This window comes from Sphingomonas naphthae, from assembly GCF_028607085.1.
Taxonomy (GTDB): domain Bacteria; phylum Pseudomonadota; class Alphaproteobacteria; order Sphingomonadales; family Sphingomonadaceae; genus Sphingomonas_Q; species Sphingomonas_Q naphthae.
The window spans coordinates 1,533,004-1,548,982 of sequence record NZ_CP117411.1 but is presented as its reverse complement, the minus strand read 5'-3'; the positions used below and the strand labels follow the sequence as shown (position 1 = coordinate 1,548,982).

Annotated in this window: 15 protein-coding genes; 12 read left to right on the top strand and 3 right to left on the bottom strand. The window is 68.6% G+C overall.

Annotated elements, in window-relative coordinates:
• The first annotated feature begins 31 nt into the window (after positions 1-31).
• Genes PQ455_RS07245 through PQ455_RS07220 form a run of 6 tightly spaced genes read left to right on the top strand, consistent with a single transcriptional unit; the run spans position 32 to position 5,855 of the window.
• Entirely contained in the window at positions 32-1,207 is a 1,176-nt protein-coding gene (locus tag PQ455_RS07245) for a D-alanyl-D-alanine carboxypeptidase family protein (protein WP_273691292.1), read from the top strand.
• Positions 1,204-1,818: a dTMP kinase gene (gene tmk, locus PQ455_RS07240; RefSeq protein WP_273690498.1), complete on the top strand. Its 615-nt coding sequence runs from the start codon at positions 1,204-1,206 to the stop codon at positions 1,816-1,818. Before PQ455_RS07245 ends, tmk begins: the two co-directional genes overlap by 4 nt.
• Positions 1,815-2,798, top strand: a complete 984-nt coding sequence (locus PQ455_RS07235) for an AAA family ATPase (RefSeq protein ID WP_273690496.1) — start codon at positions 1,815-1,817, stop codon at positions 2,796-2,798. Before tmk ends, PQ455_RS07235 begins: the two co-directional genes overlap by 4 nt.
• A gap of 3 nt (positions 2,799-2,801) precedes the next feature.
• Positions 2,802-4,328, top strand: a complete 1,527-nt coding sequence (gene metG, locus PQ455_RS07230; protein ID WP_273690494.1) for a methionine--tRNA ligase — start codon at positions 2,802-2,804, stop codon at positions 4,326-4,328.
• Positions 4,315-5,094, top strand: coding sequence for a TatD family hydrolase (locus PQ455_RS07225; protein ID WP_273690491.1), 780 nt, complete (start codon positions 4,315-4,317; stop codon positions 5,092-5,094). Before metG ends, PQ455_RS07225 begins: the two co-directional genes overlap by 14 nt.
• Positions 5,091-5,855, top strand: coding sequence for an MBL fold metallo-hydrolase (locus PQ455_RS07220; RefSeq protein WP_273690489.1), 765 nt, complete (start codon positions 5,091-5,093; stop codon positions 5,853-5,855). The genes PQ455_RS07225 and PQ455_RS07220 overlap by 4 nt, the downstream gene beginning before the upstream one ends.
• Positions 5,856-5,862: 7 nt before the next feature.
• Here the strand turns inward: PQ455_RS07220 and PQ455_RS07215 are convergent, their stop codons facing one another.
• Positions 5,863-6,000: a hypothetical protein gene (locus PQ455_RS07215; RefSeq protein WP_273690487.1), complete on the bottom strand. Its 138-nt coding sequence runs from the start codon at positions 5,998-6,000 to the stop codon at positions 5,863-5,865.
• A 121-nt stretch (positions 6,001-6,121) separates the two neighbouring features.
• Here PQ455_RS07215 and PQ455_RS07210 point away from each other — a divergent pair, with 121 nt between their 5' ends.
• Complete coding sequence (locus tag PQ455_RS07210) at positions 6,122-6,898, top strand: hypothetical protein (protein WP_273690485.1); 777 nt, start codon at positions 6,122-6,124, stop codon at positions 6,896-6,898.
• 71 nt (positions 6,899-6,969) lie between these two features.
• A complete protein-coding gene (mazG, locus tag PQ455_RS07205; RefSeq protein ID WP_273690483.1) occupies positions 6,970-7,713 on the top strand; it encodes a nucleoside triphosphate pyrophosphohydrolase in 744 nt (247 codons plus the stop codon).
• Here mazG and PQ455_RS07200 read toward each other — a convergent pair.
• Complete coding sequence (locus PQ455_RS07200) at positions 7,697-9,139, bottom strand: cobyric acid synthase (RefSeq protein ID WP_273691290.1); 1,443 nt, start codon at positions 9,137-9,139, stop codon at positions 7,697-7,699. The two genes, mazG and PQ455_RS07200, sit on opposite strands and share 17 nt — an antisense overlap.
• A gap of 106 nt (positions 9,140-9,245) precedes the next feature.
• On the opposite strand from PQ455_RS07200, the gene PQ455_RS07195 reads away from it, so the two are divergent.
• Positions 9,246-10,205 carry an SPOR domain-containing protein gene (locus PQ455_RS07195; protein WP_273690482.1) on the top strand — a complete coding sequence of 320 codons (960 nt, stop codon included), beginning with the start codon at positions 9,246-9,248 and terminating at the stop codon, positions 10,203-10,205.
• A 40-nt stretch (positions 10,206-10,245) separates the two neighbouring features.
• Here the strand turns inward: PQ455_RS07195 and PQ455_RS07190 are convergent, their stop codons facing one another.
• Positions 10,246-11,616, bottom strand: a complete 1,371-nt coding sequence (locus PQ455_RS07190; protein WP_273690481.1) for a DUF418 domain-containing protein — start codon at positions 11,614-11,616, stop codon at positions 10,246-10,248.
• Positions 11,617-11,759: 143 nt separating this feature from the next.
• On the opposite strand from PQ455_RS07190, the gene PQ455_RS07185 reads away from it, so the two are divergent.
• The 3 genes from PQ455_RS07185 to PQ455_RS07175 all read left to right on the top strand — a co-directional run bounded on the left by PQ455_RS07185 (position 11,760) and on the right by PQ455_RS07175 (position 15,932).
• Entirely contained in the window at positions 11,760-12,503 is a 744-nt protein-coding gene (locus PQ455_RS07185) for an RNA methyltransferase (RefSeq protein ID WP_273690478.1), read from the top strand.
• 157 nt (positions 12,504-12,660) lie between these two features.
• Positions 12,661-13,275 carry a 30S ribosomal protein S4 gene (gene rpsD, locus PQ455_RS07180; RefSeq protein ID WP_273690477.1) on the top strand — a complete coding sequence of 205 codons (615 nt, stop codon included), beginning with the start codon at positions 12,661-12,663 and terminating at the stop codon, positions 13,273-13,275.
• A gap of 185 nt (positions 13,276-13,460) precedes the next feature.
• Positions 13,461-15,932, top strand: coding sequence for a PhoX family protein (locus tag PQ455_RS07175; RefSeq protein ID WP_273690475.1), 2,472 nt, complete (start codon positions 13,461-13,463; stop codon positions 15,930-15,932).
• Positions 15,933-15,979 lie beyond the last annotated feature (47 nt).

Below are 15,979 nucleotides of genomic sequence, written 5' to 3'. Positions count from 1 at the left end.
TTGGCGTATTCAAGGGGTAGGCATGGGTTCGATGATAGTGCGAATCGCCGGTGTGTCGGCGGTGATGGCTCTGGCGCTGGGATCGGCGGAGGCCGCCGCGCCGCCGTTCGAGACGACCGCCGAGATCGCCTACATGCAGGATCTCTCCTCGGGCGCGGTCCTCTATTCCAAGAATGCCGATCTGCGGATGCCGCCGGCGTCGATGGCCAAGATGATGACCGTCTACGTCGCCTTCGATCTCATCAAGAAGGGCGAGTTGAAGCTCGACCAGATGGTGACGGTGCGGCCCGAGACGTGGAAGCAGTGGCACGGCCCCGCCGCCGGCTCCACCATGTTCCTGTCACCTGGCGAGCAGGTATCGGTGGCGAACCTGCTGTTCGGCATCGTGACGCTTTCGGGCAATGACGCCTGCGTCGTGCTGGCCGAGCAGATTTCGGGCACCGAGCCTGCCTTCGCCGCGCTGATGAACCGCCGCGCGGCCGAAATCGGCCTCAAGAACAGCCACTTCGGCACGTCGAACGGCTGGCCCGATGGCGGCGTCACCTATGTCACCGCGCGCGACCTCGGCACGCTGGCGACGGCGACAATCCAGAATTTCCCCGATCTCTACAAGACCTTCTACAGCCGCCCGAACTTCACCTGGGGCAAGACGCTCGGATCGGGCGCGGCGATCACGCAGGCCAATCGCGATCCGCTGCTGGGCCGCGTCGCGGGCGCCGACGGCCTCAAGACCGGCCATACCGAGGAGGCCGGCTATGGCTTCACCGGTTCCGCCATCCAGAACAACCGCCGCCTCGTGATGGTGCTGGCCAAGCTCGGCAGCGCGGGCGCGCGGATCGACGAATCCGTGTCCTTCATGAACTGGGGCTTCCGCGCCTGGACCGCCAAGCCGGTGCTGGCCAAGGGCAAGTCGGTCGGCACCGCCAAGGTGCAGCTGGGCGACGCGACGTCGGTCGGGCTGGTGGCGGCGCGCGATCTGGCGGTGACGGTGCCGGCGGGGCTCGGCTCCGACATGAAGACCTCGGTCGTCTATGCCGGGCCGCTCAAGGCGCCGATCAAGAAGGGCGATCATGTCGCCGATCTGCTCGTCCGCACCGCCGACGCGCCGCCGCAGCGCCTGCCGCTCGTCGCCGCCGCCGACGTGGGCGAGGCGGGTTTCTTCGATCGCGTCTGGGCGGGCCTGCGCCACCTCATCGGGCTTTCGTGAGCCAGAGAGGGCGGTTCATCAGCCTGGAGGGCGGCGAGGGCGTCGGCAAGTCCACGCAGGCCAAGCGGCTGGTCGCCGCCTTGCAGGCGCGGGGTATCGAGACCTTGCTGACCCGCGAGCCGGGCGGTAGCGCCGGGGCCGAGGCGATCCGCGCGCTGCTGTTGCAGGGCGGCGCCGATCGCTGGTCGGCCGGCGCGGAGGCCTTGCTGTTCGCCGCCGCGCGCGCCGATCATGTCGCCCGCACGATCCTGCCGGCGCTCGACGACGGCCGCTGGGTGATCTGCGATCGCTTTCTCGACAGCTCGATCGCCTATCAGGGCGGCGCCGGCGGGGTAGGGGAGGCGGCGATCCGCATGCTCCACGATGTCGGCAGCAACGGTTTCCTGCCCGATCGCACCCTGCTGCTGACGCTCGACCCCGCCGAGGGACTGGCGCGCGAGGACACGCCCGATCGCATCGGCGAGAAGGGGCTGGCCTATCACCGCGCCGTCGCGGACAGCTTTCTGGTGCTCGCAGTCAATGATACCAGTCGCTTCCGGGTGGTCGATGCCAGCGGTTCGCAGGATATGGTGACCGATCGGCTCGTCGCCGCGCTGGACGATATGCTGTGAGCGGTCTCGTTGGCCATGAAGCAGCCGTGGCGGCCTTCCTCGATGCGCTTTCGTCGGATCGGCTGCATCATGCCTGGCTGCTCGCCGGGCCGCAGGGCGTAGGCAAGGCGCGCTTCGCCGAGGCGGCGGCGCTGCGTCTGCTGGCCGATGCAGCCGGCCCGCCGGTGCGCGGCGACACGCTCGCCGTGCCCGAGGAGCATCGCATCGCCCGGCTGATGGCCGCCGGGTCCCACCCCGATTACCGCCGCCTCGCCCGGCTGGAGAAGGACAAGACCGGCGATCTGGCGCGCTCGATCACCGTCGATCAGGTTCGCGGCCTGCCCGCGATGTTCGCCACCACCCCCTCGCTCAGCCCGCGCCGGGTGATCGTGATCGACGCGATCGACGATATGGAACGCGGCGGTGCCAATGCCTTGCTCAAGAATCTTGAGGAGCCGCCGCAGGGCACGATCTTCCTGCTCGTCAGCCACGCCCCCGGCCGGCTGCTGCCGACGATCCGCTCGCGCTGCCGCCTGCTCCGCTTCCAGCCGCTCGACGACGGCCAGACCGCCACCGTCCTCACCCGCGAACTGGGCGACGCGGCCGAGGCGCAGGCCCTCACCCGCATCGCCGCCGGCGCGCCGGGTGCCGCGATGCGCTTCGCCGGGCTCGACGTGCCGGGCATGGACGCCGCGCTCGACCGGCTGGCGCGCGAGGGCGACGCCAGCAACGCCGGCCGCATCGCGCTCGCCCGCACCCTGTCGCTGAAGGCCGCCCAGCCGCGCTACGAGGCGTTTCTGGAGCGCGCGCCCGCCCGTATCGCCATCGCCGCGCGCGGCCTAAGCGGCGGCCCGCTCGCCCATGCGATCGACCTGTGGCAGCGCGCCCGCACCGTCGCCGAGGTGGCGCTGCGCACCTCGGGCGACAGCCAGGCGACCGTGTTCGAACTGGCCGGCCTCGTCGCCGCGCTTGCCCCGGCTCCCGAGCGCGCTAAAGGCTAGGCCATGGCCGAGCCCTTCTACATCACCACCGCGATCAGCTACCCCAACGGCCGCCCGCACATCGGCCACGCTTATGAAGCGATCGCGACCGACGCCATCGCGCGCTACCATCGCCTCGCCGGGCGCGACGTCTTCTTCATGACCGGCACCGACGAGCATGGCCTGAAAATGGCGCAGACCGCGCGCGACCGGGGCGTCGAGGTGCGTGCGCTGGCCGATGAAATGTCGTCCTATTTCCGCGAGATGGACGATCTTCTCAACATCTCCTACGATCGCTTCATCCGCACCACCGAGGCTGATCATTATGCGGCGGTGACGGCGCTGTGGGAGGCGATGGCCGCCGCCGGCGACATCTATCCCGGCCGCTACGAGGGCTGGTATTCGGTCCGCGACGAAGCCTTCTATGGCGAGGACGAACTGATCGAGGGCGATGGCGGCGCCAAGCTCTCGCCGCAGGGCACACCGGTCGAATGGACCGTCGAGGAAAGCTGGTTCTTCCGCCTCTCCGCCTTCGCCGATCGGCTGCTGGCGCATTATGAGGCCAACCCCGATTTCATCCGCCCCGAAGGCCGCCGCAACGAGGTGGTGAGCTTCGTGAAGGGCGGTCTGGCCGATCTGTCGATCTCGCGCACCAGCTTCGATTGGGGCGTGCCGGTGCCGGGCAGCCCGGGCCACGTCATGTACGTCTGGGTCGATGCGCTGACCAACTATCTCACGGGTATCGGTTATCCGTCAGACACTTACACCGCGCGCTGGCCGGCCGATGTGCACATCATCGGCAAGGATATCGTGCGTTTCCACGCGGTCTATTGGCCCGCCTTCCTGATGTCGGCCAATATCGCCCTGCCCAAATCGGTGTTCGGCCACGGCTTCCTGCTCAACCGGGGCGAGAAAATGTCGAAGTCGGTCGGCAACGTCGTCGATCCGATCGAGATGGCGCGGACCTATGGCGTCGATCAACTCCGCTATTTCCTGCTGCGCGAAGTGAGTTTCGGGCAGGACGGCAGCTACAGCCACGACGCGATCGTCACCCGCTCCAACGCCGATCTCGCCAACGGCCTCGGCAATCTGGCGCAACGCTGCCTGTCGATCATCGCCAAGAATTGTGGCGGCGTGGTTCCGCAGCCGCGCGCCGGATCGGACATGCCCGCCGTGCTGGCGACCGCCAAGGCGAAGCTGGACGAGGCAATGATCGCGCTCGCCCCGCATCGCGCGCTGGAGGCGATCTGGGAAGCGGTCGGCGAGGCCAATCGCTATTTCGCCGACGCCGCGCCCTGGGCCGTCCGCAAGACCGATCCAATTGCCGCCGACGCGATCCTCTACGAGACCGCCGAGACGATCCGCCAGCTCGCGATCCTCGTCCGCTGGGCGATCCCGGCGAGCGCGGACAAATTGCTCGATCTGGTCGGGCAGGGGGCCGACGCGCGCGATTTCGCGAGCCTCGGCAATCGCTTGCAGCCCGGCCTTGCTTTGCCGCCGCCGCAGGGCGTGTTCCCCCGCATCGTCGAGACAGACAATGCTGGTCGATAGCCACTGCCACCTGATCTACCCGGGTCTGGTAGAGGATCAGGCCGGTGCGCTCGATCGGGCGCGGGCGCGCGGCGTGGGCACGATGCTCAACATCTCGACCCGCGAGAAGGAATGGCCCGAGGTCGTCGCCGTCGCCGAGCGCGAGGCGGACGTGTGGGCCTCGATCGGCATTCACCCGCATGAGGCCGACCAGCATCCCGATGTGGACACCGCCAAGCTGGTCGCCGCCGCCGCGCACCCGAGGGTCGTGGCGATCGGCGAGACCGGCCTCGATTATTATTACGACAAGTCCGATCGCGACCAGCAGCGCACGAGCTTCCGCGCCCATATCGTCGCCGCGCGCGAGACCGGCCTGCCGCTGATCGTCCATACCCGCGATGCGGAGGCCGACACCGCCGAAATCCTGGCCGACGAGATGGGGAAGGGGGCTTATCCCGGCGTCATCCACTGCTTCACCGCCTCGGCCGATTTCGCCGCCAAGGCACTGGATTTGGGCCTCTATATCTCGATTTCGGGTATCGTGACGTTCAAGAACGCCAAGGATTTGCAAGCCACCGCCGCGACAATCCCGGCGGATCGCCTGCTGATCGAAACCGACAGCCCGTTCCTCGCGCCGGTGCCGCATCGGGGCAAGCCCTGTGAGCCCGGCTTCGTTGCCGACACCGCGCGTTTCCTCGCCGATCTGCGCGGCGTGCCGGTCGAGCAACTGGCGGAAACCACCGCCGCCAACTTCTTCACATTGTTCACGAAAGCGCACCGCCCGTGAAGCTCGTGATCCTCGGCTGCGGCACATCCTCGGGCGTGCCACGGATCGGGGGCGATTGGGGCGCGTGCGATCCCGCCGAGCCGAGGAACCGGCGTAGCCGCGCGTCGATCGCGGTCGAGAGCGACACGACCCGGCTGCTGGTCGATACCGGCCCGGACATGCGCGAGCAGCTGTTGGCCAACGGCATCGGCGCGATCGATGCGGCGATCTGGACGCACGATCATGCCGATCACTGCCACGGACTCGACGATCTGCGCCAGCTCTTCCATGTGCGCGGCGCGCCGGTGCCGGCCTATGCCCGCGCCTGGACGCTCGATGAACTGCGCCACCGCTTCGGCTATGTGTTCGAGGGACGCGGCGGCTACCCAGCGACGGCCGAGGCGCGGCTGCTGGAGGATGATGCGGCCATTGGCGACCTGCGCGTGCGGGTGGTCGATCAGCCCCATGGCGGCATCACATCGGCTGGCATCCGCTTCGACCATCAGGGCGTATCGATCGGATATTCCACCGATTTCCACGATCTGACCGACGCCATGGCCGATCTTTTCGCCGGCATCGATCTGTGGGTGGTCGATGCGCTGCGGGTGAAGCCGCATCCGACCCACGCCGATCTCGGCTCGACGCTCGGCTGGATCGCGGACCTCAAACCCAAGCGCGCGATCCTCACGCATATGGACCAGTCGATGGATTATGCCTCGCTCGTGGCAACGCTGCCCGCCGGGATCGAGCCCGGCTACGACGGCATGACGGTGATCTTGTGAGCGGCGATCAGGCCGCCAGCGCCGCGATGATCGCGCTGATGCTGATCCTGCCGGCGAGCGCCTTGCTGGCGCGGCGGCTGCCGTTGCCGAACGCCGCGAAGCTGGCGGCGATCTGGATCGCGATCTTCGCGATCGGCGCCGCCATCGCCGTAATGCTCCGCAGATAGAGATATCGACTTTACATAATATATATTATCAGACTTTGACCGATCGGGATCGGATGGCGCTGCGGGCCGTTCTCCGTTGAACGGATCGGAGACCTCGCCATGCCCCGCACCCGCTTCGCCCTCCCGCTGCTGCTGCTCGCCACGACGACCGCTCACGCGCAGGATTATGGTTCCGGCTGGGCCGTGCCGACGATCGATATCGCGGCGTCGATCGGCAACGACGTCATCACCCGCGAGATCGGCCTCGAAGTATTGCGCAAGGAGCAAGGCCGGCCCGCGTCCGCCGCCGCCACGCCCCGCGCGACCGATCCGCATTCCGCCTCGCTGTTCGGCTCGGCGATGACGGCGCCGCGTAACACGAAGCCTACCGACACCAGCTTCGCCCGTGATCCCCAGGCTTCGGACACGGCCCGCCGCAACATCCTCGCCGCGCTCGCCCGGCGCCAGCCCGAGGCCGTCGCCGAATATCGCCCCGTGATCGAGAAGATGGAGTTCGGTCGCGCCTTCGCCGATGTGACCAAAGGCTATCGCCTGCGCGGCGACGACCTGACCGATACGATGGCGGCCTACTGGGTGATGGCCTGGGTGATCGCCAACAAAGCCGATCTGCCCCCGCCCGCCACGGCCGCCGCCGTCCGCGATCAGGTCGCGCGCGGCATCGCGCTCACGCCCGTGGCCGGGTACGATGCGACCCGCCGGCAGGTGCTGGCCGACGAGCTGATCTTCAACTTCCTGATACTGAACGCCAGCTGGCGCAACGAACAGGCCGGGCCGCGCTATCCGCGGCTGAGCGACGGCGTCCAGTCCAGCTTCCTGCCGCTCGGTGCCGATCTGCGCCGCCTGACCCTCAGCCCCGGCGGATTTGCGCGCCACTGACGGGCGGCCGCTTGTCGCCGCGCGGCACGGTTCCTAAAGCCCCGGCGAAGCTCTTCGCGAAGGATCGCCGCATGGACCGTATCGTCTCGATCATGGCGCAGCTGCGCGATCCCGCCAGCGGCTGCCCGTGGGATATCGAACAGACCTTCGATACGATCGCCCCCTACACGATCGAGGAAGCCTATGAGGTCGCCGACGCCTGCGTGCGCGGCGACATGGCGGCGCTGAAGGACGAATTGGGCGATCTGCTGCTCCAGGTCGTGTTTCACGCGCGGATGGCCGAAGAAGCCGGCGCCTTCGCGATCGGCGACGTGGTGGATGCCATTTCCGACAAGATGGAGCGCCGCCACCCCCATGTCTTCGGCAGCGATCCGCGCGAGAGCGGCCATGCCCAATGGGAGGTCATCAAGGCCGCCGAGCGCGCGGAGAAGGAGCCCGATCCATCGGCCATCGGCGGCGTCGCCCTCGCCTTGCCCGCGCTGATGCGCGCCGAGAAGATCCAGAAACGCGCGGCGCGGGTTGGCTTCGACTGGCCCGACGCCACCGGCGCTCGCGCCAAGATCGACGAGGAACTGGCCGAGGTCGCCGACGCCGTCACCGATGCAGACCGTGTCGAGGAGATCGGGGACCTGCTGTTCGCGGTCGTCAACTGGGCACGCCATCTGAAGATCGACCCTGAAGTGGCTCTACGCGCGGCGACCGCGAAATTCGAGCGCCGCTTCCGGGTGATAGAGGCCATCGCCGGCGATGCGTTCGCCCGCCTGTCGCTGGAGGAAAAGGAAGCCCTTTGGGTAAAGGCTAAGGCCGGCGGCTGAGCGCGATCAGCCCGTCGATATCGACATGCGCCTCAAGCACGGCCGCGATGTCGTCCAGCGCGGCATCGACCGAGGCGCGATAGTCGCGGCCGCCGCCCTCCACCCCGAACCGCGCCAGCAGCTTGTGCCGCACACCCGATTCGCCCAACAGCCCGTGGACATAGCTGCCCATCACGACGCCGTCGGCGCTGACCGCGCCATCGGGTCGGTCGCCATCGATCAGGGTCAGCGGGCGGGCGGCATCCGGCCCCGCCGTCTCGCCCATGTGCATCTCATAGCCCGTGAAGCGCGCGCCGAGGGCAACGCCCTCCACCGATCGCAACGCCTTGGCCGGGCCGAGAATGGTCTCCACATCGAGCAGCCCCAGCCCCGCCACATCGGCCGGCGCGCCCTCGATCCCGAGCGGATCGGCCACCCGCCGCCCCAGCATCTGATAGCCGCCGCATAGTCCCAGGATCGCGCGCCCACGCCGATGGTGCGCGCGGATGTCGATGTCCCAGCCCTCGGCGCGCATCGCGGCGAGATCGGCGATCGTCGCTTTCGATCCAGGCAGGACGATCAGGGCGGCCTCGGCCGGGATCGGGGTGCCGGGCGGGATCATGCGGAGTTCGACGTCGGGCTCCAGCTTCATCGGATCGAGATCGTCGAAGTTGGAGATGCGTGGCAGGATCGGGCAGGCGATCACGATCCGCGCCGCCGCCCCTGCCCGCCGCCGTTCCAGCACTACCGCATCCTCACTGGGCAGGCGCACGGCGGCCGTCAGCCACGGCACCACGCCGAAGCCGCGCCAGCCCGACAAAGCCGCGATCTGGTCGTAGCCGTCGGTGAACAGGCGGATGTCGCCGCGAAACTTGTTGATGAGGAAGCCGCGGATCATCGCCGCGTCGGCCGGATCGATCACCGTTTTCGTGCCGACGATCGCCGCGATCACCCCGCCACGATCGATATCGCCGATCAGCACGACCGGCACGTTCGCGGCGCGGGCGAAGCCCATGTTGGCGATGTCGCCGGCCCGCAGGTTGATCTCGGCGGGCGAGCCGGCGCCCTCGACGACGACGATGTCGGCCTCCGCCCTGAGCCGCTCGAAACTCTCCAGCACCTCCGTCATCAGCGCGCCGCGCGCCTGGCGGAAATTGCCGGTGCCGAGCGTGCCGCGCACCTTGCCATGGACGATCAATTGCGAGGTCATGTCGGCCTGCGGCTTCAGGAGCACCGGGTTCATGTCGCTGTGCGGCTCGACCCGGCAGGCGATGGCCTGCAACGCCTGCGCGCGGCCGATCTCGCCGCCATCCACCGTGACGGCGGCATTGTTGGACATATTCTGCGGCTTGAACGGCCGCACCCGCAGCCCGCGATTGGCGAGCGCGCGGCACAGGCCCGCCACCAGCACCGATTTGCCGACGTCCGAGCCGGTCCCCTGCAACATGATCGCGCGCGCGTTCGACACGCCGCCGCTTATACGCGCCGCGCCGCATCGACCAAGCGCGGAGGCGCCGCTATCGTGGCCCCGACTGCTTCAGGGGGATATCACCATGCGCCGGACTTTCGCCCCCGTCTTGTCGGGCAGCGCCCTCTTGACCCTCGCCTTGCTCGCCGCCTGCGCGAAGAAAGGCGAGCGGCCCGAGACAGCGACACCGCCCCCTCCCCCGCCCGCCGCGACCCGGCCGGTGCCGCCCAACGGCGCGCCCGAAAAGGCCGCGATCCCGGAGGCGGACGGCAAGGGCGGCTATCGCACGATCAACAGCGACATCGCCGAGGGCGAGGCGGCGTGGCATCTGCGATCGGCGCTCAACGTCGCGGCGCTCAGTTGCGACCGCGCCGGCACCGCCGGGCTGGCGGCGGGATACAACCAGCTCCTCGCCCGACACAAGGCGGCGCTGGCGTCGGCATACAAGAGCGAGACCGGCGGTTTCAAGAAGCCCGCCGATGCCGATCGCCACATCACCCAGGTCTATAATTTCTACGCTCAGCCCCCTGCCCAGCCCGCTTTCTGCGCGACGGCCGGGGCGGTGATGAAGGAAGCGGTGGCGGCCGATCCCAAGGCCTTCGCGGCGTTCGTGCCCACCGCCATGGCGCGGCTGCAAAAGCCGTTCGACGATCATTACCGCGCCTATGAGGCGTATCGCGTGGCGCTGGCCGATTGGGAGGCGGGCAAGAGCCGCACCGCCCTCGCCGCCGCCACCCCGCCGGCCGAACCCAGGATCGCGCTGCGCAAAGCGGCGATGGTGCCGGTGGACGACCGGCCGTGGCAGATCCAGCTCGGCGCCTATTCGGGTGACGCGGCGGCGCGCACGGCGTGGGACAAGATCGTCAAGCGGCTGGAGAGCGTCGCGCGCTTCACCCCGGTCTATCAGCCGGTGCCGGGCAAGACCCTGGTGCGGGTGCGGATCGGCCCGGTCGAGAATCGCGACGAGGCCATCGCCATCTGCGCGGCGGCGGCGGGCGCCGCGCTCGATTGCCTGCCGATCATCGGGGCGGCGGCCGCCAGATAAGCGGCTCCAGCCATATCGGAGGCGCAGCCTGGAAAATCGATCAGGCGGCGGCCTTCTTCCACGGCAGCGGCCGCCCCGCCACGATCGATCGCCACGCCCATTCCACCGGCGCGATGTCGTAATGGCGCACCCAGATGTTGGCGCCCCACAGCAGCATCGCGTTGACCGCAAGCGCGGTCAGCATCAGCGCCATCCAGCCCTGTTGGCCGTAGAGGCCCAGCGCGAAGGGCGGGTACAGCACCCACAGGCAGATGAGCGTCTGACAGATATAGACCGTCAGCGCCGTCCGCCCCGCCGCCGCGAAGGGCTTGAGCAGCGCCGCCCCGCGCGCCGTCGCCAGCAGCACATAGACCGCACCGATATGGCCGAGCGTCGTCGCCAGCCGCGCCGGTTCGGACCAGGCGAAGATCAGATAGGGATAATCGTCGAAGCGGGTCTGCGCGAAGGCGTCGGCGATGCGCAGGCCGAAGCCGACGACATAGCCGATCGCCATCATGCCCAGGTAGAAGCGCGGCGACCTCTTGCCCTGCGGGATGCCGAGCTTGAACAGGGCCGCGCCGATCAGCATCGTGCCGGCGGCCTCCCAGATGAAGAATATCTCGAGGCCCTTGCCCTCCATCCAGGTGAAGAAGCCGATCGCGGACTTGGCCCAGCTGAGGAAATCGCCGGTCGCGGCCGAACGCGCCTTGTCCTCGGCGGCCATCTTGACCGCCTCGTCGGCCTTTCGCTTCTTGCGCTTGGCGGTGCGTTCGTCGGCCTTCTTGAGCTTGGCGGTCTCGTCCTTGGTGAGCGTCTGCCCCGCCGCCTGCCGCGCCTTATATTCGGCCTGCATCGCTATGCGCTGCTGCGCGCTGTAAATGTCGTAACTGCCGCCGCCCGCCTGGAACACCGCCATGCTGAGGCCGATCGCGAGCAGCCAGCCCCACTTCAGCCGGCGGAACAGGAAGGCGACCAGCGCCGCCAGCCCGTAGGTGTGAAGGATGTCGCCCGGCCACAGCAGGATGAAGACGTGCACCAGCCCGAACAGGAACAGGATGAGGTTGCGCAGATAATAGCGCCCCATCACCTTCCACTTGCCGGCGGCCAGCGCGGCGCGATCGGTGAGGATCATCATGCCGCAGCCGAACAGCATTTCCAGCATGCAGCGCGCGGTGCCGTTGGCGATCACCTGGCGCAGCCACCACGCGACCTGATCGGCCTTGTTCCAGCCGAGATGGCGGATGTCGCCGAACGAGGCGAGGATCGATCCGCCCATGTCGTTGATGTTCATGAACAGGATGCCGAGGATGGCGATGCCGCGCAGCACATCCAGCCCGCCGATGCGCGGCGCCCCATCCGGCTCGCGCGCGACGCCGGTCGCCTCCGGTGTCAGCCCGCCCGCGTCCGCGCCATTCCCCGCGATCGTCGCCATCACTCTGCCCCCGCCCCGTGTCGGCGGAATGGTACAGGACGGAGCGAGGGCCTCAAAGGCAATAGTTTGTCATGGAGAAGGCAGTGCGTGCCTTTCCTTCCCTGTCCGTCCCCGGTAGGCGGGCCGGCAGAATGGATCTGGTCATGGAAAATTCCGCCGGGGGCCTCGCCCCCCCCCCCGTCATCGTCCTCGTCCGCCCCCAGCTCGGCGAAAACATCGGCAAGGCGGCCCGTGCGATGCTCAATTTCGGGCTCGTCGAGATGCGGCTGGTGGCGCCGCGTGACGGGTGGCCCAATCCGCAGGCGGGGCCGGCCGCGAGCGGCGCGGATATCGTGCTGGAACGGGCGCAGGTCTATGACAGCGTCGCCGACGCCATCGCCGATTGCACCCATGTCTACGCCACCACCGTCCGCAAGCGCGGGGTGACCAAGCCGGTGGTGACGCCGGAGGAGGCCGCGCGCGCGATCCACGCGACCGCCGGGCGCACGGCGATCCTGTTCGGGCCGGAGCGGTCGGGGCTGGAGACCGACGACGTGGCGATCGCCCGCGCGATCCTGACGGTGCCGATCAACCCGGAATTCGGCAGCCTCAATCTGGCGCAGGCGGTGATCCTGGTGGCATATGAATGGTCGAAAGGCGTGGCGCTGGCCTCGCCGCCCACGACCGAAATCGATCCGCCGGCGCCTCAGGAGGAGCTGGACGGGATGATCGCCCAGCTCGACCGGATGCTGGTCGACAGCAATTACTTCTTCCCGCCCCACCGCGCGGCGGTGACCCGGCGGACGCTGCGCACCCTGCTCACCAAGCCCGGCTGGAACGCGCTGGAGGTGCGCACCCTGCGCGGCGTCCTCTCCAATCTCGATCGGCCGCGCCCGCCGCGTGCTTGACTCAGGCAGGCCGCTCGTCTAGGCGCGCCGCTCGCAATTGGCCCCGCACGTCTGGTGAAGCGGTGGCCCTGCACTTCCCTCTCGAGAGAAGATCGTAGCGCGGCCCCAGGCATATCGCAGTCCGCAAGGGCGGCACAACGCAATTGAAGGAAGACCTATGTCGAAGCGCCATAGCGCCAAGTATAAGCTCGATCGCCGCATGGGCGAGAACATCTGGGGCCGTCCGAAGTCCCCGGTGAACAAGCGCGAGTACGGCCCAGGCCAGCACGGCCAGCGCCGCAAGGGCAAGACCTCGGACTATGGCCTCCAGCTCAAGGCGAAGCAGAAGCTGAAGGGCTATTACGGCGACGTCACCGAGAAGCAGTTCAAGAAGTCCTACGTCGAGGCCGCCCGGATGAAGGGCGACACGTCGCAGAACCTGATCGGCCTGCTCGAGCGCCGCCTGGACGCCATCGTCTATCGCGCCAAGTTCGCGCCGACGATCTTCGCCGCCCGCCAGCTCGTGTCGCACGGCCATATCCGCGTGAACGGCGTGAAGTGCAACATCGCGTCGCGCCGCATCAACGTCGGCGAGGAAATCTCGCTGGGCGCCAAGGCGCAGGAAATGGCGCTGGTGATGGAAGCGCAGGGCCTGTCCGAGCGTGACATCCCCGAATATGTCGCCCCCGACGGCGCGGCCAAGGTAACCTTTGTCCGCGTGCCCACGCTCGACGAAGTGCCCTATCCGGTGAAGATGGAGCCGAACCTGGTCGTCGAGTTCTACTCGCGCTGATCCTGCGGCGAAATCGCAACGAACATGAAGGGCGGCTCCGGCGACGGGGCCGCCCTTTTCGTATCACGAACGGGCATCCTGTCACATCACCGTCATCACGACGCCACCAATCCGTTACGCAAGTTGAACGAAACCGTCGCGAACCGTCGCTAGTCCGCCCCCAGACCAAAACAGGGGGTATCTCCATGACCAGCAAGATTCCCGCCATCGGTTATTCCGATGGCGACACCGACACCAACCGCTCGTCCAACCCGACGATCCACGACATCATTTCGCAGGGCCGTTCGCGCCGCGAGATGCTGTCGGGCGGCCTGACGGCGGCCAGCGTGTTCTTCGCCGGCGGGCTGCTCTCGGCGTGCGGCGGCGACGCCAGCTTCGGCGGCCCCTTCGGCACATCGCCCACCGTCACCGGCAACGCCACCACCACGGCGCGCTCGGGTAATATCGTGACCTTGACCGGCACCGCGACCGACGCCGACGGCACGATCACCTCGCAGAGCTGGACGCAGACGTCCGGCCCCACCGTCACGCTCGAGAATGCCAGCGGCCTCGTCGCGCGCTTCGTGGCGCCCAGCGTCACCGCCGCCACCACGCTCGGCTTCCGCTTCACCGCGACCGACGACGGCGCCCGCGTCACCACCACCGACGTCACCACCTCGATCACCCCGGCCGCGCTCGGCTTCACCGCCGTCGCCAAGAGCCTCGGCGACACGGTGATCGTGCCCGAGGGCTACAGCATCTCCGTGCTGTACCGCACCGGCGACCCGATCAATGCCGCCACCCCGGCCTATGCCAACGACGGCAGCGACACCAATTTCGGCGCGCGCGGCGGCGATCATCATGACGGCATGTCCTTCTTCGGCCTGGCCGCGACCGGCACCACCCGCGACGACAACAGCTCGACGCGCGGCGTGCTCGTGATGAACCACGAGAATATCAACCAGCAGTACCTCCACCCGAACGGCCCGACGACGGTGGGCGGCGCCCGCCCCGAGGGCGAAGCCCGCAAGGAGATCGAGGCGCATGGCGTCGCCGTGATCGAGGTCGTCCGCTCGTCGGCCGGCGCGTGGAGCTACGTCCAGTCGGGCGCGCTCAACCGCCGCATCACCCCGCTCACCCCGACCAGCTTCTCCGGCCCGGTGCGCGGCAACGCCTTGCTCCGTACGGTCTATTCGCCGACCGGCGTGGCCGGGCGCGGCACGATCAACAATTGCGCCAACGGCACCATGCCCTGGGGCACCTATCTGACGTGCGAGGAGAATTGGGCCGGCTACTTCCGCCGCGACGCCGCCGATACGGCGCTGCGCACCGCCAAGCAGAATGTCGCCATGACGCGCTACGGCCTGGGCGTGCGCACCGGCAATTACGGCTGGGCGACGGTCAACAGCTCCAGCGCGGACTTCGCCAAGTTCAACATCACCACCAACGCCGCCGCCCCGGCCGATGGCACGGGCGACTATCGCAACGAGTGCAACCAGCTCGGCTGGGTGGTCGAGATCGACCCCTATGACGCCGCCGCCACGCCGCGCAAGCGCACCGCGCTCGGCCGCATGAACCACGAGGGCTGCTGGCCCGGCCGCCGCATCGCCGGGGTCCGCCCCGCCTTCTACATGGGCGACGACGCGCAGAACGAATATATCTACAAGTTCGTCTCGACCCAGACCTGGGCGGCCGCCGACGCCACCGCGACCGATCGCCTCGCCATCGGCGACAAATATCTCGATGCCGGCACGCTCTACGTCGCCCGCTTCAACGCGGACGGCACCGGCACCTGGGTGCCGCTGGTGTTCGGCCAGAACGGCCTGACCGCGACCAACGCCACCTACGCCTTCACCGACCAGGCGGACGTGCTGACCCATTGCCGCATCGCCAGCGACATCGTCGGCGCGACCAAGATGGACCGGCCCGAGTGGACGGCGGTGAACCCCGCCACCGGCGAGGTCTATTGCACCCTCACCAACAACAGCTCGCGCACCGTGGCCGGCACCGACGCCGCCAACCCGCGCGCCTATACCGATCCCAAGACCAACGGCACCTCGACCAGCGGCAACCCCAACGGCCACATCATCCGCCTGCGCGAGACCGGCGACACGACCGAAGCGACCGGCTTCACCTGGGATATCTACGCCTTCGGGTCGGGCGCCGATCTCAGCGCCGCCAACATCAACCTGTCGGGTCTGGACGCCACCAACGACTTCTCCAGCCCGGACGGCCTGTGGTTCGGCCGCGCCACCAACCCCTCCGGCCTCGTCACCCCGGTGATGTGGCTCCAGACCGACGACGGCGCCTATACCGACGTCACCAACTGCATGATGCTGGCGGCGATGCCGGGCAGTGTGGGCGACGGCGCCACGCGCACCATCACCAACACGATCGGCGCGACCAGCGGCACGCAGACGGCCCGCGCCGGCCGCGCGCCGGGCACCACGCTCCGCCGCTTCCTGGTGGGGCCGAAGGAGTGCGAGATCACCGGCGTGGATTCGACGCCGGACGGCCGCACCCTGTTCGTCAACATCCAGCACCCCGGCGAGAACGGCACCCCCGCTGCGCCGAGCAGCAACTGGCCCAACAGCCAGACCGGCACCGCGACCGGCATCCGCCCCCGCTCGGCGACGATCGCCATCACCAAGAACGACGGCGGCGTGGTCGCCCTCTGATCGCGGTGCAGGGCTGAAGGCGGGCGGTCACCGAGTGGTGGCCGCCC

What these genes read in the sequence shown, in the direction of transcription:
- PQ455_RS07185 (WP_273690478.1), top strand. Translation starts at nt 11,760, where the DNA reads ATGGAAAATTCCGCCGGGGGCCTCGCCCCCCCCCCCGTCATCGTCCTC.
- rpsD (WP_273690477.1), top strand. Translation starts at nt 12,661, where the DNA reads ATGTCGAAGCGCCATAGCGCCAAGTATAAGCTCGATCGCCGCATGGGC.
- PQ455_RS07225 (WP_273690491.1), top strand. Translation starts at nt 4,315, where the DNA reads ATGCTGGTCGATAGCCACTGCCACCTGATCTACCCGGGTCTGGTAGAG.
- PQ455_RS07190 (WP_273690481.1), bottom strand. Translation starts at nt 11,616, where the DNA reads ATGGCGACGATCGCGGGGAATGGCGCGGACGCGGGCGGGCTGACACCG.
- PQ455_RS07195 (WP_273690482.1), top strand. Translation starts at nt 9,246, where the DNA reads ATGCGCCGGACTTTCGCCCCCGTCTTGTCGGGCAGCGCCCTCTTGACC.
- PQ455_RS07245 (WP_273691292.1), top strand. Translation starts at nt 32, where the DNA reads ATGATAGTGCGAATCGCCGGTGTGTCGGCGGTGATGGCTCTGGCGCTG.
- PQ455_RS07215 (WP_273690487.1), bottom strand. Translation starts at nt 6,000, where the DNA reads ATGGCGGCGCCGATCGCGAAGATCGCGATCCAGATCGCCGCCAGCTTC.
- metG (WP_273690494.1), top strand. Translation starts at nt 2,802, where the DNA reads ATGGCCGAGCCCTTCTACATCACCACCGCGATCAGCTACCCCAACGGC.
- PQ455_RS07175 (WP_273690475.1), top strand. Translation starts at nt 13,461, where the DNA reads ATGACCAGCAAGATTCCCGCCATCGGTTATTCCGATGGCGACACCGAC.
- PQ455_RS07210 (WP_273690485.1), top strand. Translation starts at nt 6,122, where the DNA reads ATGCCCCGCACCCGCTTCGCCCTCCCGCTGCTGCTGCTCGCCACGACG.
- mazG (WP_273690483.1), top strand. Translation starts at nt 6,970, where the DNA reads ATGGACCGTATCGTCTCGATCATGGCGCAGCTGCGCGATCCCGCCAGC.
- PQ455_RS07200 (WP_273691290.1), bottom strand. Translation starts at nt 9,139, where the DNA reads ATGTTGCAGGGGACCGGCTCGGACGTCGGCAAATCGGTGCTGGTGGCG.